Source organism: Enterococcus sp. LJL51, assembly GCF_049894025.1.
GTDB lineage: Bacteria > Bacillota > Bacilli > Lactobacillales > Enterococcaceae > Enterococcus_L.
Genome location: NZ_JBNEQE010000004.1, coordinates 207979 through 223074 on the forward strand (window position 1 = coordinate 207979; position 15096 = coordinate 223074).

Sequence of the window (15096 nt, forward strand, 5' to 3'; positions counted from 1 at the left end):
AAGTCTGGGAATTTAGTTATGTCCCAGACTATTTTTCATTTCAAAAAAGCGGTGCTTCTCTTTTTATACAGAATTATCCAAAGCTTATATTCCAAAATGAACAATAATTTTATTTTCTGCTGCTGCAGTTTTTAGAATACTTTCCAGTGTATCCCACTCTTCACCGATAAAATATGCCGCCTGCTCAGATTCATTTCCATGTAAATAATCGGCAATTACTTCAAGAAAATGTTGCGCTATTGCTGGCGTGATAACCGTTATTCCATAGTAGTTAAAGCCTGGTCCAAATTCCTTAGCCGTCTGCCAATACATCTCAATATTCTTAAATACGTTGTAGTTTTCCATAATAAATTGATCTTGAATATCAATCGTTTCATTTCGAAACGCCCAAAAATCTTCATCTTCCGACAGCGTATCCCGCAATGCAAAATTATGAATCAAGCCCCCGTAACTGGGGCTGCCATCCAAATGTAATACCTGCTTTTTATCAGCCAATGCTGCATTCAAAAAGTTCATAAATTTTCTATACTCAGCTTCATTCTCGGCGTTCAACGTCAGAATTGCTTTCAGCCGTTTAATATTTTGCTCGTCCAATACTGTCCCGTAACGACTTAGACCAAAAACCGTTTCATCAGAGGAGTATTCAATGAATTCATCGTTTTTCAGACAAGGTTCTATTTTTTTTATCAGCTTGTCGGAAATTCGGATAAAATCTTCCTCTTTGAAACAGCTACAATCAAAGTGTCCATCATAAAAATGAAATTTGTGATTTAACAATCGCAGTCCTCCTTATTCGTAATATAAGTCAATGCTTCTTTTATCCCCTGTAAAATAACCTTTGAAATAAGCCGCATTTAATTTTTTCAAATATTCTATACTAGCAATTCTTTTTTTTAGAATACTAACCCCATCAGAAACAACATTTTTGATATCATGCATCTCCTCACCGCTCCATGTAGGTACATACTTTTCATCAGATCTGTTAATAGCGGGAAGATTATTCCCATAAAATAATTTTTCGTATATATGATGAAAATTATCCGTTCCTAAAAAAGGGCAAGCTATTGAATTCGAGATATCTAATGAAATATTCCAAAATAAAAGGACTTCTTCACAATCCACATGCTTTAGTCCATTTTCAAGCTGCTTTTCTAAATGTTCAATATTATACGTAGTTACGCCAGTTCCAAGTGATAGTTCCTTCTCTTTCACATATGCTTTCAACTCAATAATACTATCAAATTTAATTAATTTACCTTCTTCACTTATTAACCCATCCGTATCATCTGTATACCACAAACAAAAAAATGAACGGTCTGCAAACTGAAATTCAACAACGTATAACTTTTCCATAATGGGTTCTCCTTATAATTAAACTTAGTCATTCAAAACCTCGTCTTCATCAAAAAATTGTTATCTTAAACTTCGCTGCGCTTTCATTGTTGGAAATAGTATAGTAATCAACTTCCCAGCGATTATTGTATTTATTGATAAAGAACAAATTAAAATAGCTATATTTCACATAAGATATAAAATTATCGATAAAAGTTGTTCTACTTTGAATCGATTGAGAAGCAAGAAAAACTTCTAACTCATATTTATTATTATTCGTATTAAAAGTATGTTTTTTTATAAATATTTTATCTTCTAAAAAAGATTGAACATCAAACTTCATTCCTAAACTTATTTCAAACTCAGTATTACTAATTAAGTCAAAACCTCTCTTTATTTCTGCATCCACAATTTTTACCCCCTATTTTGGTATATACATCCCTCTAGATTCTACTATCTGCCAAGTATATCTACGTTTCCATTTGTCAACTCATATAACTGTTGTTTAAGCTCTTGGGTAAATTGGGCTATGTCTTCCAAAAAGACCCAAAATTTAAACCCTCTATAATACCCAGGATGATTTCCGTCCATATATGCAGCATTAATCCAAAGCTCAGTCGTCACTATATCTTTTTCAAACTGATCTACAGTGTTCATTAATTTCATAGAAAATTCGCCTTCGGTAGCACCACACTCAAACTCTGTATACTTCTCTTCTAAAGACAGATTTGGTCTTCTTTTTTTTTCTTCTACTAAGGAATCAATCGTTTTCAAAAATAGTTTTAGCCCTTCTAGACTAAATGTTGGAGGATACTTAAACATATATATTTCTTCTTCAACCTGCACGCTAAAGTCTATTGGAAACCAATTTAAATAGTCTTCCGCCTCAGGCTCATAATATAAAGATTCATTTTTAAGTAAATCTATTTTCAACTCAATTTGATTGCCTAAATGTCTATTCTTAATTAAAGCCATTTCTTTTTCCCTTTCTTTCTACTATTCACGGCATAGGAATTGTAGAATATCCACCTTGCCTAATCATCATTTTTATAACTTCATCTATATTCGGCAATGTATTTACTACACCGTTTCTAGCATTTCCCCCTATTACTGACATAATGCTCCTTCCATTTTTATCCATAACTACAGCACCATACCTATGTTATCCCAGCTACTTTAACTACTTCTTCTACTTCCTTTTCCAAAAATGGAAGGATTATCTGGCCAAACATTTTTATAATCTCTTTCTTGACAGAATCTTCAATACAGTTATCAAAATTATAAATAACAACTACGATTTCTTGTTCGTGTATCCACTCTAAATCACACATCCAGTCTAGAAAGGCATCTAAACTTCTTACATTGTCCATAGGTAAATCAAATTCTTCAACCATAAGACTAGCAAAATCCTCGATTGCATGAATTTTTTCCCCATTCAATATTGCTACTTTTAGTTTATCCTTATTTAGAATATTAGGTTTTATACCTTCAAATTCTTTTGTTTGTATTTGTATTACTTGATTTTTCATATTTAATCCCCTTGTTTACTCCATAAAAAATAGCGGAAACCAAAATAGATTCACCGATTGACCACCGCACAAACCAACAAGTAGAGCTTATTTTTACTTTCTCGTAAATCAAATCTACGTTAATTTCTGGTTCTTATTGTGTGATGACTTCTATATAAATTTTTTCAAAGGTTAATGAAAAGTTGATAAAACATGTATCTACCTAATTCAATCCTTTTGCACCTATATTAAAAAGTCATCAAGTAATTCATAAAATTTATCAAAGGCTTGCTCTTCTGTAGTACAGTAAAAAATGATAATATCTGACCAATTGTGAGAAGAGTTAATATTGTATTTTTGTTGAATATATTCTTGAAAGCCTTCATAGAAATGACAAGCATTATTTCCTTCTATATCATTTTGCCTATCCATGTATCCATCAAGAAAAGCTTTAAGCAAAGATAATGATTTCTGGCCAAGGTAAATCACTGGCTACTTTCGTATTTCCTCTAATTTATATTTTACAATATCCATAATAAACTCCTCTATTTTCTTATTAACTAATAATATATCTAATCACATTTAAACTATGTAAGTTGAGAAGCCCGATTTTAGATAACTCGGACTTCTCATGACAACCCTAATAAATATCAGAACTAGTTAAGCAATCTTATCTTAAATCAATTCCACCCCAATTTCTGGTTTTTTACGAAACAAATTATATACCAAATCAAAAATTTGCTTTACTAATAATTTTATTTTTACTTTTTAAACTAAAGCAGATAAATAAGGAATCCCTTGATTGTACATAATAGAGACTTCAAAAGATTTTTCTCCTAAAATACATGCTAACAAATCCAGCAATTTATCAGTTCTTTTCTCTTCACTTCGGTCTTCTTTTCTAAGATATAAACTGAAATTGGAAGAAGATACACCATTTGACACAGTTGATAGATTTTCAATTAACTCTAAAACAAATCCTTCCAAGAAATTGATAATAGTTATCGGACTAGTTCTCTTTTTTTGAAATATTTCTGTCAACTGATCAAAATAGACCTGCATCTTTTCTTTATTGCCTAAAGTATTTTGAACATTTCTTTTACAAGAAATTATCTTCAAAACTTCTTTATTTCCTAAATGTTTCTCTAAATATTTAGGAAATATTCTGATTGAACCTGTTATAATGGTATCTATTTTTCCTTGAAGAATTCCCTGAATTTCTTTTATTTCATCCAAAGTTGTTGGATATTCATCTTTTATTTCGTCTTTTTCAATATGAAATTCCGATAGCTTTTTTAAGAATTTATATGTGATTAACTTATCGATATAAATATAGTCACCAGTTAATAATTTATAATATTCATATTTTGACCATTCTCCCAATTCATCTTTACTAATCTCTTTATCCATATAGCGTTGTATTTTTTCCAAAAGTACTTTTGAGTATTCGTTCATAGTTTCACCCTTGCTATTCAAATAATTTAATGTGGAAAAAATTCCTCTATTCCTGATCCGTGATAGTAGTAATCTTTTCCATTAGTCCAGTAGTGCCGCTGATATATTGTTCCATCAGATGCTCCCCGCTTTTCCATTACTTTTACCCATTTCTTAGGGTTTTGTCCTTGAGATTCCAGAAATTTTTTAAAAGAACCACTCGTCACCTTTGATTGTTCTGATTCAATCTCTATCCAATCATTTTGCACATCTTTTAATCCCTTTTTGTAATAATTAGAATTATTGAAGAATTCCCACCTTGACTAGCAAATCCCGCAATAGCTATCGTCCCAGCTACTTGCAATGCTTCTTTTACGGATACTGTGACGGCTCCTTGATTGATTATTACCGAAGTTCCGGAAATTATTGGCGCTAAACTAGATGAAAAGGTCACTGCTGTTGGCGGGTAGAAGAAGGTTACTACCAGCATAAAGGCTAGGCTGCTAAAAATCCGATGCCTTTCCAATCGAGTCCACAGCTAAGCTCTGCTTCATAATATTTGGGACTAACGAACAGTATAGCTAATTCTGTTTAAACTATGTAAATCGAGAAGTCCGATTTCAGATAACTCGGACTTCTCATAGGGCAACCCTAATAAATATCAGAACTAGTTAAGCAATCTTATCTTAAATCAATTCCACCTCAATTTCCGGTTCCCATCGGGTGATGACTTCTATACAATAATTCAAAGTAATTATTAAATAATGTTTCAAATTTAAAATATCGTACATGTCTTTACACTTGTCTTTTACAAATCGTCCAAACTGTCCATCTTCAATTAAATATATAACATTAGAAAAATTATTTACTTTATATTTTGATAGCTCAGACTCATTGTAGAATGTGTTATTGAGCAGTGTCCCCTCATCTAACATCCTTATTGCTGAAACAACACCAAAATCAATTGCTATTCTATGAGTAAAGCTTTCTAATTCAATGTGTAATCCTCTTTGTTCTCCATTATTCAATGATACTTGGTAATTTCCATTGGGTATTTCATTCTTAAATACTTCTTTCCATTTTTCCATAATAAGCCTTCCTAATTGTATCTTATTTTCCAGATATTTTTTTAGAATACGTAATCTCTAATGTCGAACCACCTGTATCACTGCCTCGGCGTAATGAAATTGATATCCCATGTTAATGAACATCAGCACTCGTTAGAGTTTATTTTCTTTACTTGCTAGGTATATCTACGTTTCCATTTGTTAACTCATATCACTGTCACTTACATCTGTTCTTGTCTAATGCAAAACCGTCTCAATATGAATATTTTTAAAATATTTCTCCATATGCTCGATTAATATTTTTGCTATATCTTTGGAATCATATAGTTCACTTATTTCTTCTGTCCAGTGAATAGTCGTTAGTCGGTTCGTTTTTTGACAACTACTTTGATTTATTTCAGATTTGAAATTTCTATTTGAATAAACATTTAACCCGTCTAAAAAAGCCTCAAGATAAAGTAGTATACTTGAAATTTCATCTACGTACATTTTTGGTCTATTCTTCAGCCCATCAAGCCAATTATATATTTTCTTTTTTACTTCATTTGCACTCAATTTACTACAAAATTTAAATTTTTCCATAAAATATTCTTCCGTCACATCAAGTAGAATATTTATTAGTTCTGTATCTGTTTTTTCTTCATTTCTATGCTTAATTTGATTTGTCCAATAATAATTTGTATGAATATTTCCTTTAGACTCAAAGTATTTTGTAATATCTTCCCGTAAATTAAAGGATAGTAACTGATTTATTCCATCAATATACCCTTCAATATAAGTACAGAAGGCAACATATGTTAAATCCCCAATAATGAGTTCTTCAGGTTTATTTCGCAAAATTTGTATTTGGTTTAAGATTGTATTGTTGCTATGCATTATTCTACTCTCCTAATATAATAACTAAATTTCAATACAAGCTTTCAAATGTGTGGCTCTCTCTCCATGTGCCCTAATAACATCGTAGCTGATTTTCTTGGTTGTAGTCTGATATGAGGCGCTAAAATCCCTCATACTCATTTATCAATCTACTAAATAAACATTGAAATTTCTTCTTTTCCCTCCCATCACTACTTCTTCTACTTCCTTTTCCCAAAATGGAAGAATCATCTGGCCAAACATTTTTATAATCTCTTTCTTGCCAGAATCTTCAATACAGTTATCAAAATTATAAATAACAACTACGATTTCTTGTTCGTGTATCCACTCTAAATCACGCATCCAGTCCAAAAAACCATCAAAATTATTGGTATTCTTCATTGGCAAATTAAACTGTCTAATCATTTCTTGTATAAACATTGACTTGCTACATAGCTCTTCTCCATTAAGAATAGCAATTTTTATATTTTTGTTTTTTATCCTAGCATTCTTTAACACAGAAAATTCTTTATTATTGACTTTATATATTTTGTTTTCCATATATATCTACCTTATTTCTAGAGCCTCTAAAAATCCGATGCCTTTCCAATGGAGTCCACAGCTAAGCTCTGCTTCATAATATTTGGGACTAACGAACAACATAGCTAATTATGTTTAAACTATGTAAGTTGAGAAGCCCGATTTCAGATAACTCGGACTTCTCATAGGGCAACCCTAATAAATATCAGAACTCTTTAGATTTTACTTTCTCTACCTACCAGGTATATCTACATCGCCATTCGTTAAATCATACACCTGCTGCTTAAGTTCTTTTACAAATTTAGCTAAATCCCGATTTAATACAATAAAACTAAAGCCAATATCATACCCTGTAGCTTGTTCTGTCATGCTGACTACATTCAACCATAATCTTATATATATGATTTCTTTTTCTATTTCCTCAGAACTATTTTCCAACTCAAACCAAAATTCCCCTTCCGTTGCTCCACAATGATAAGTTTCACGTTCTTTTTCGACAAATGACTGATTCAGCTCTTCGTTTTCTTTTAAAACCTTTTCCAGTGTTCCTATAAAGTACTTCCTCAACGCTTCTAAACTAAAAGTTGGCGTTCTTTTATAGGTATATGAATTTTCGCCGGCTTGTAACTTAAGCTCTACCGGAATCCAATTAAGATACTCTTCATCTTTCGGGTTATAGATAAATGAGCTGTTTTTTACTAGATTAAAATCTAAAATTAAATCGTGTACTTGATATTCATTTACTAATTTAGGCATGTATCTCCCTTTCCCTACCTCATCATTCAATCCTACATCCGAACAATAATCGCTCTTTCATTTGTTGAATCATTTTCTCACTAAAGTCATATTTTCCAAAAATCTCGTTTTACTACTTTTTGTTCATCCATAGCTCTAAATAAATGGAGTTTATAGAACGTAACTTTAGAGACTTCATATTTCTTTACTGTAAATAAAAAAAATATGTTTGGGTATTTTCTATTTCAACCTTCAAATGCTTCATATCCTTTGTTTTAAGTACCCCTTATTTTCAGAATCTTTTTCAATTTCATTAATTCTTATCATTCTTGTATATCTAGACTCTACTATCCCTATTTCTAAAGGAACTACAACAATCTTATCATTTAAATCACCAAAAAAATCATATATACTTAAGTATTCATATCACCGAAAAATCAGTTCACCGCTGAATTTTCCCTGCATTTTTCAACACCCTATTCACCACATAGCGGGCATAGAACATCATCGGATTTGTTTTTAAACATTTAGTTTCTCATTCCTTATTAAATAGGCACTTGCTATGAAATTGCTTATATCACTTCCACTATATGTAAACCAAGAAGCCTGACCTTTTTTTGCCTTAGGCTTCTTGATAGAAATCACACCATTAAATCAATATTATTCTTCTAATAGATCGAACTATCACATATCTTAATATGCAATCGGTTCTATAATTTCAATGTTTTCATTTTTGGCACGTTTCTTAATTATTTGATGAACAATTTCTATAGTTTTTTTATTTCTTTCTAAATAGTCATCCCATATTCCCTCTGAGTTGATTGATTTTATTTCCAACTCCAACAAATCATCAAGCATAATTTGAGTATGCAAATTGTTGATTTTAATTGCATACCCATTCAATAAGGCTTTTTTAATTTCAAATAATTTATGATCATAAATCGCTAAAACACCTTGTTCATTAGAAGTCCTATAAGCTATTTCTTGAGTACGAATATTCGTGTAAATCTCAATAACTAAATAATCTTTTCCTTTAATTAAACTTTCTCTATAATTCTCTAAACAAGTGACTATCATTAATATCCTCTTCAATTTCATGACTAAAACTATGGCTATGCAAATTTGAAATCGTCAAATAAACCTTTATTATTTCTTCATACAACTTCATAATCATAGAAACCATGCTTTAAGTCAATAGAATATTTTCAAAAAATAAATTTATTTTTTAAAGTTATTAATTTGCGAACAAAAAAACAAATAGACCGTACAATCAACAGATTATTTTTACATATAAAAAGAGCTGATTAAAAACAACTATCAGCTCTTGTACCTGTATTTATGCTATTGTCTCCCATGAAAATTACTTCTTTGCTATCAAGAATATGCAGCTGCTAAAAAGCTCATCGCTCCGCTAAATATTCCTCAAGCGCCTTATCTAATTCGTCTTGCCGAGATACCAACAGGGCTTTAATATCGGCAACAGTCATTCCATTGGGATCTGTTTCGGAATCAACCTCTATGGTTGTCTTTACGCCTTCTATGATAGCGCTCCCCTTAAGAACAGTATGGTCATCCAGCAAAACAATCCGCTCTTCATCCTTGTATTGGTGCAAAAATTCAATTATTTCTGCTGTCGTTAAGTAACCAAATGCTTGATGAATGCCTTCACTGTCTACCTCAGAAAAAGACAGTGTGCGGGATTCTACCTGTTTTTCTTCCTTAACAGGTGATAGCTGACTGCTTTCCTGTGAACTCCTTTTAGTTTCAGCAGGAACTGGGCTTTTATTACCTCGAACGAAAACAACAACAATAACGACTACCGCAAGCACCAATATACTCCCTAATCGCTTCTTCATACTAAGTCCTCCTTTTTAAGTAAGTAGTTAAATAAAAGATTCTACAGTTATCATCATAAAAATCTTCAGATAAGTCAATAGCTTTATTTAGGCCTTTTCATTTTTAAATAGGTAAACGTTTGCTGATTTAAAGCAAAAAAAGACTGTGACATTAGTATGCCTCAGTCCCTTAAACCTGGATAAACGGTGTTTCAGAAGTAACTCCTTTGACAATAAGGTGAAAATTCGCAAAAAGTTTGTGGAACATCAGGTAGGAATCAGTCAACAGCGAATGGTTTGCCTTCGTGTTTCCTGTCATTTTCGGAATTTCCGCCTTATTGCTTAGAATCACTGTAATTGCTCTTTGAGCAGAACAGATGATGAAAAGTACCTACTTGGTGCTTGAAGCTAACCACTTTTCATAACCTCTTTATAAATACAAATATTGGACAGCCTCTCTGATTGTCTGCAGCTCATTTTGGGTAGGAACAGAAGAAATATAAATAACTTGCTGGGAATAGTTCTGCTTCAACGGCTGATTGGATAGGATGATATCCGCTGGTTTCATTTGAGACACATCCAGTTCATCTGTATTCAAGGCTTCAACATGTACCCGGCTGCCAATCATATCCTGCAGCTCCTGTAGCAGGAAGCTTTTCCAAGCTGGTTCTCCCTGAAAAATGAAATATGCTGTAATCCGACGCGGAGCTACTGAAAATATCGCTTCCTGTACCAATAAGGTTGCTACACTGACAACATAATCCGAATGAGGCAACCGTTCCAGTAAGCCCTGTTTCTTCATTTCATCGTAAACAGCTTGATAGAGTGCCGGAAAACGTTCCTGACTAAGTAGAAGAATTTCCTGATACTCCAGTAAAAATTTATCAGACAAGCGCTTGGATTCATAGTATTTCAGCAGAAAAAGCACCAGATTGTCCAATAGAGAAGAGTCTGAAAGCTTATTTTGTTGGAAGGCGGAACTAAAACGCTGGATGAATTGCTCACAGCCAATAAACAGTGATTCATAAGCTTCCTTCAGTGTTTCTCTCATCTGGTCAGTCAAAGCATTGTAATTCCAGCTTTCCAAAAAACAAAAGAACGCATAGAAGTGCTCCTGCTCTTTTCCTTTTAGCCGGATTCCTTCCAATTGATACAAGTGCTCTAGCTTTTCCTTATATAGTGTAAAAAGAATATCATCTGTATTAAAGCGAAATTCTTCAATTAGACAGCCCGCCTTGATTCGGATGGTATTAATAAAAAACCAACAGGTTCCAAATATCTGCTCAGTTGATATACCCAGCATCGTTTTATCCAGCTTTGCCAAAAAATCGATATAATGTTTTTCATGAATTGAGTAGTCTTCAAAGAAAAAGCTATCATGAGTAAATGGCACTAGCAGTCGGTGGTAAAATACCCGAATACTGGATTCCTCCCCCACCCATTCAAATGCAGACTGAGAAAGATTAATTTGCAGATGAATACTTTTAAGAGCCTTGTTCAGCTTGCCCACCTGCCGCTTCAAGGTTTCGTAGGATAAGCCTTTATCGTTTAAAAAGGATTGAACAGGTACCTCTTTTACTGTGAGTAATTCTTTTACAATTAAAATACCTATTGAATCCTTCATAAAGAATTCCCATACCTCATTAACGGTCCCTAAATTATCCGATACAAGAGATAGACCCGAATTACCATCTGCCTCCAGCTGCCAGCCTTCCGGCAGTTCCATACGCAGGCTTTGAAGATCATTGAAGACTGTTCGTTCAGAAACCTGCAGTTCCTCAGCCAGCTCTTTGGCTGTCAACTGCTGATGATTGATTAGCTTTTCCAGAATCGTAATCTTTCTTCTGATATCCTTCTCGGTAATCAAGCGTTTAGCCATTGCATACATCGTCTTCCTCCTCATTAGAAAGAGTTTGGGACATAAGTAAATGCCCGAACTCTTCTTTCTCTAAAATCCGAATAAACGGCGTTCCAAAAGTAGCTCTCTCGGAAATAAGCCGAACTATCTCAAAAATATAAAAAGCTATTTTCGGATAATTCGTCTTATTTCTCGAAGCTAAACACTTTTGGCTCAACCTCTCTCAAGCACTTAGTGCTGAAAATCGCTTGCTCGTGAAGCTAGACATTAGCCAAATGCCTCCCTTGCTTTTCCTTGATATTAGTGTGTTTACACCTGTAAATAGCTCTTATTCTCTTTACCAGCAAAAAACAAAAACAGCTGCTCATAAAAAGTATACGTTTTTTTATTCCTTTCCTCAATTAACACCCCTTTGATTATTTTCAATGGTACAATAATAAAAAATGGCTACTGAGTAAAAGGAGGAACTGATGGTCTTCTCATCTATCGAGCTAACCCCAAACAGGCACTATAATCAGACGCTTCGAATCAACGAACAGCTTCTGCCGAAGTTATTGTATAACCTCACTAAGGATGAGGTTATAACTCAGCTGTCTTTCGTCTGGGATCAAAAGCTCTACTCACTTCAAGAAACGAACTACATTCAAAAACAGCTAAGAAATAAAGCCGATGGAAATATTCCGTTATTATTATGTCCAGATGACTGGGATTTTTCCTGCACAATTGTTGTTGTAAAAGTTAAACACTATGCAGACCATACCTGTTGGGAGAAAATCGGCTACGTTAGTCGAGAAAACTATTCTTTTGAAAAAATGATGCGTTCCGGCTATATGGATTATTCCACTTGGACCGCTGGTGATTTTGAAAACTATTCAGAAGACTATTTTTTTAAATCAGCACCCGATATCAAGTGGGATACGCTGTGGTCCCAAGTCTGGCCGGAAGAAGAGCGCCGCAGAATCTGGAATTATCTTCACCCCTTCTTTAATGATGACCACAATATTAGCTGGTTAACTGACTTAAACTGGACCTTTGAACGCTCGTTATACGACCACTTCATTCACCAGGTAACCACACTTTGCCAAAACGATTCCTTATGAAAAGTTAAACAAGCTCATTCAGCGCTCGAGCAATACATGCGAATCAGCCTCATGATAGATGTCTGTCTCATGAGGCTGATTCGTATTTATTCGGTTTTAACGGCTGGCTCATACGATTAACACATTCCCCATTTCAAAAAATGAGCTTTTTAGATTTCCTGCCGTTTAAAAGCAACAATAGTCAGAAGCAGCCCTGCAATGGCAGTTGTACTCACTGACAGCCAAGCTATCCATAACTCGCTTCCGCTTAAATCAATGGCTGTTAGAGAAAATGCCGCAGACCAAGGAATAATGACTGGCCAGCTTCCCGGCAGGCTGACTCCTATTACAGTCAATACAGCCAGCAAGATGCCAACCAAAATGGTGGGGTAGAAGAGCTGTCTCTGTCGAACGCCTATCCAGCCTAGCGGTAGTAAAACGAATGCGATAGTCACCGTAGAAATCAGAAACTTGATTGAAATGTCTGCAAAGCTTAAATCCTGCAGATCAAAAATTTGGCGATAGCCCAGATAAACTACAATAAAGGTAAAGAGATATATTAAGCAGTGCAGCAGGAGCCAGACAATCAGTTTAGCGACAATAATTTTTGTCCGCGGCACTCCTGTAACTAGGAGATTTTTAATGGTTCGATCACTATATTCCCGATGAATCAAGTAACCCAGAACCATTGAGCTGAGAAAGAATATGACTAGGAAATTACTAATCCTCAACATCTCAATCAGCCAGTCTTCTTGATTGATTCGTTCAACTCCGGATGGAAAGGCCACATCTTTTAGTACAGCCAGCAATGTAAATAGGAAGCTGCTGCTGAGACAGACAATAATCAGCGAGTTGCGTTTCAGCTTTAGGAACTCTGTTTTAATGGCTGAGAGCATGCGAATCACCTCCTAAAAGCTGATTGAAATATTCTTCGAGATGGAAGGTTTGATGAGACAATTCAGAGACAGCAATTCCACTTTCTACAAAGATTTTAGTAATTGCAGCCGGATTGATTTCTGCTGCATAGATATGCAGATAATTTTTTCCAGACACCTCGTAATCATGAATGTCCAACCGTTCTTCCAACAAGAACGCTGCTTGTTTTAAATCATTGACTCTAACTTTCAAAAAATCTCTTCGGCTGCTTTTAAGCTCCTCTAAACTGATCTCTTTCACTAAGCGTCCCTTATTCAGGACACCAATCGTATCAGCCATTTGTTCAATTTCAGAAAGAATATGACTGGAAATCAAGATAGTGGTCTTATATTTCTGATTTAGAAATATGAGCATCTCTCTAATCTCCCTGATACCTATCGGATCCAAACCGTTAATCGGCTCGTCCAATATCAAAAGCTCTGGCTCATGGAGTAGGGCTGCCGCAATTCCCAGCCGCTGCTTCATCCCCAGTGAAAAGTGCTGAAACTTCTTTTTCCCGGTTTGATCCAAACGGACATTTCTCAACGTCGTTTCAATAGCACCCTTTTGTGCGACGCCTCTCATTTCAGCAAAAATTTTCAAGTTTTCATAGGCAGTTAAATTTCCGTAAAAGGCTGGCTCTTCAAGCAAGGAACCGGAACGGGTATAGATTTCTCTGTTGTGATGGTTCAACAATTCATCCATAAATACGATAGTTCCAGATGTTTTTCGCTGCAGACCAAGAATCAGCTTCATCAAAGTTGTTTTTCCTGCCCCATTGGGTCCTAATAAACCATAAATTTTTCCAATCGGCAGATGTAGATCCACATGATCTAAAATGAGCTGATTATTTATTTGCTTTGTCAGGTTTTTGGTTTGAAGCATCCATTTGCTCATAATTCTTGCTCCTTTCCTGTTAATTCAAGCATAGCACCTAAATCTTACAGACCTCTTACTCAAATCATAATAAATACTGATTTTAGCTATCTGTATTACCTGAATCCTTGGAAAGGCAAACCTCAAACAAGCTGCCTAAGCCTGCTTCACTAACAGCTTTGATGTCTCCATTCATCCGACTAACCAGCTCCTTAGTAATCGCCAGTCCCAAACCAGAGCTGGAGGCTGAACGAGCCGGATCACATTTATAAAGCTTTTGAAAAATAAACGGTAAATCCTTGGAGGAAATTCCAATACCATTGTCTTGAACGCCCAAATAAACAGTCTTTTCATCTTCTTTTAAATACAGATGCAGCGCTGTAGCCTGACTATGCATTAGGCAATTCTTTAACAGGTTTTCCATTACACGCGTATATGCCAGCTCATCCAGCGACAGATAGACGGCCTCTTCAGGAATATCGATTTGATAGTTTATTTCAGCTTTTTCAAACAAGGGAATCCACTGGGCAGCGATTTCTCTGGTTAGCTCGCCCAAATCAAAAGGTTTTCGTTCTTCCAGCTCAACCGGCGTCTCTTTACTGTCCTCTAGTTTAAACCATAAAAAAATCTGATCTGTCAGCCGCTGCATCTGCTGAGCTTTTTTTAGAATTAAGGGCAGATACTCATTCATCAGCTTTTGCTCATCCAAATATCCTCCTTCCAACGCTTCCAGATAGCCAATCAAAGAAGTCAGCGGTGTTCGAATATCATGGGAAAGATGACTTAAAAAGCTTTTTTGAGACTGTTCAATCTGTTCCAGCTCATAGATCCGCTCATTTTTTTGTGCATTCAATTGATTAATTGAGAAAGCTATATCGGCTAGCTGTTCATTTTCAGCCAGAATAATTTTCTGTTGAGAACTTTTTTCACTGGCTAAATTCGCCAATACACGATTAATTTGTTCCAGCTGCTGGTTCATTTTCCGACGATAGGCTGCAAGATACAGGAGACAACCTACCCCAAGAATCACACCAGCGGCCGCAAGATACATTGTCATATTGG

The 15096-nt window shown here is 34.8% G+C and carries 20 protein-coding genes; 1 reads left to right on the top strand and 19 read right to left on the bottom strand.

Annotated features, from left to right (window positions below; all coding sequences use genetic code 11):
• Positions 1-84 precede the first annotated feature (84 nt).
• The 16 genes from ACPWSO_RS06270 to ACPWSO_RS06345 form a co-directional block, all read right to left on the bottom strand.
• The gene (locus tag ACPWSO_RS06270; RefSeq protein WP_426082011.1) at positions 85-777 is read right to left on the bottom strand and encodes a hypothetical protein; all 693 of its coding nucleotides are present in this window, start codon (positions 775-777) and stop codon (positions 85-87) included.
• 12 nt (positions 778-789) lie between these two features.
• On the bottom strand, positions 790-1353 hold the full coding sequence (locus tag ACPWSO_RS06275; protein ID WP_426082012.1) for a hypothetical protein: 564 nt from the start codon (positions 1351-1353) through the stop codon (positions 790-792).
• Positions 1354-1402: 49 nt separating this feature from the next.
• Positions 1403-1741, bottom strand: a complete 339-nt coding sequence (locus ACPWSO_RS06280) for a hypothetical protein (protein WP_426082013.1) — start codon at positions 1739-1741, stop codon at positions 1403-1405.
• Between the two features lie 44 nt (positions 1742-1785).
• Positions 1786-2307: a WapI family immunity protein gene (locus ACPWSO_RS06285; protein WP_426082014.1), complete on the bottom strand. Its 522-nt coding sequence runs from the start codon at positions 2305-2307 to the stop codon at positions 1786-1788.
• 182 nt (positions 2308-2489) lie between these two features.
• Positions 2490-2861: a barstar family protein gene (locus ACPWSO_RS06290; RefSeq protein ID WP_426082015.1), complete on the bottom strand. Its 372-nt coding sequence runs from the start codon at positions 2859-2861 to the stop codon at positions 2490-2492.
• Between the two features lie 222 nt (positions 2862-3083).
• A complete protein-coding gene (locus tag ACPWSO_RS06295; protein ID WP_426082016.1) occupies positions 3084-3272 on the bottom strand; it encodes a hypothetical protein in 189 nt (62 codons plus the stop codon).
• A 336-nt stretch (positions 3273-3608) separates the two neighbouring features.
• Complete coding sequence (locus ACPWSO_RS06300) at positions 3609-4295, bottom strand: hypothetical protein (protein WP_426082017.1); 687 nt, start codon at positions 4293-4295, stop codon at positions 3609-3611.
• A gap of 26 nt (positions 4296-4321) precedes the next feature.
• A complete protein-coding gene (locus tag ACPWSO_RS06305; protein ID WP_426082018.1) occupies positions 4322-4543 on the bottom strand; it encodes a hypothetical protein in 222 nt (73 codons plus the stop codon).
• Positions 4544-4548: 5 nt separating this feature from the next.
• Positions 4549-4800, bottom strand: coding sequence for a hypothetical protein (locus tag ACPWSO_RS06310; protein WP_426082019.1), 252 nt, complete (start codon positions 4798-4800; stop codon positions 4549-4551).
• A gap of 160 nt (positions 4801-4960) precedes the next feature.
• A complete protein-coding gene (locus ACPWSO_RS06315; protein WP_426082020.1) occupies positions 4961-5362 on the bottom strand; it encodes a hypothetical protein in 402 nt (133 codons plus the stop codon).
• A gap of 216 nt (positions 5363-5578) precedes the next feature.
• Positions 5579-6217, bottom strand: a complete 639-nt coding sequence (locus ACPWSO_RS06320; protein WP_426082021.1) for a hypothetical protein — start codon at positions 6215-6217, stop codon at positions 5579-5581.
• Between the two features lie 144 nt (positions 6218-6361).
• The gene (locus ACPWSO_RS06325) at positions 6362-6757 is read right to left on the bottom strand and encodes a barstar family protein (protein WP_426082022.1); all 396 of its coding nucleotides are present in this window, start codon (positions 6755-6757) and stop codon (positions 6362-6364) included.
• A 210-nt stretch (positions 6758-6967) separates the two neighbouring features.
• Entirely contained in the window at positions 6968-7492 is a 525-nt protein-coding gene (locus ACPWSO_RS06330; protein WP_426082023.1) for a WapI family immunity protein, read from the bottom strand.
• Between the two features lie 672 nt (positions 7493-8164).
• A complete protein-coding gene (locus tag ACPWSO_RS06335; protein WP_426082025.1) occupies positions 8165-8548 on the bottom strand; it encodes a hypothetical protein in 384 nt (127 codons plus the stop codon).
• A gap of 323 nt (positions 8549-8871) precedes the next feature.
• Positions 8872-9327 carry a hypothetical protein gene (locus ACPWSO_RS06340; RefSeq protein WP_426082027.1) on the bottom strand — a complete coding sequence of 152 codons (456 nt, stop codon included), beginning with the start codon at positions 9325-9327 and terminating at the stop codon, positions 8872-8874.
• A 409-nt stretch (positions 9328-9736) separates the two neighbouring features.
• Complete coding sequence (locus tag ACPWSO_RS06345; RefSeq protein ID WP_426082029.1) at positions 9737-11194, bottom strand: helix-turn-helix domain-containing protein; 1458 nt, start codon at positions 11192-11194, stop codon at positions 9737-9739.
• A 440-nt stretch (positions 11195-11634) separates the two neighbouring features.
• Between ACPWSO_RS06345 and ACPWSO_RS06350 the strand changes: the two genes are divergently transcribed.
• Positions 11635-12264 carry a hypothetical protein gene (locus tag ACPWSO_RS06350; protein WP_426082030.1) on the top strand — a complete coding sequence of 210 codons (630 nt, stop codon included), beginning with the start codon at positions 11635-11637 and terminating at the stop codon, positions 12262-12264.
• Between the two features lie 149 nt (positions 12265-12413).
• Here ACPWSO_RS06350 and ACPWSO_RS06355 read toward each other — a convergent pair whose 3' ends face one another.
• The 3 genes from ACPWSO_RS06355 to ACPWSO_RS06365 form a co-directional block, all read right to left on the bottom strand.
• On the bottom strand, positions 12414-13139 hold the full coding sequence (locus ACPWSO_RS06355; RefSeq protein WP_426082031.1) for an ABC transporter permease: 726 nt from the start codon (positions 13137-13139) through the stop codon (positions 12414-12416).
• Entirely contained in the window at positions 13123-14055 is a 933-nt protein-coding gene (locus ACPWSO_RS06360) for an ABC transporter ATP-binding protein (protein WP_426082032.1), read from the bottom strand. Before ACPWSO_RS06360 ends, ACPWSO_RS06355 begins: the two co-directional genes overlap by 17 nt.
• 82 nt (positions 14056-14137) lie before the next feature.
• Positions 14138-15091: a sensor histidine kinase gene (locus tag ACPWSO_RS06365; RefSeq protein WP_426082033.1), complete on the bottom strand. Its 954-nt coding sequence runs from the start codon at positions 15089-15091 to the stop codon at positions 14138-14140.
• Positions 15092-15096: the final 5 nt, after the last annotated feature.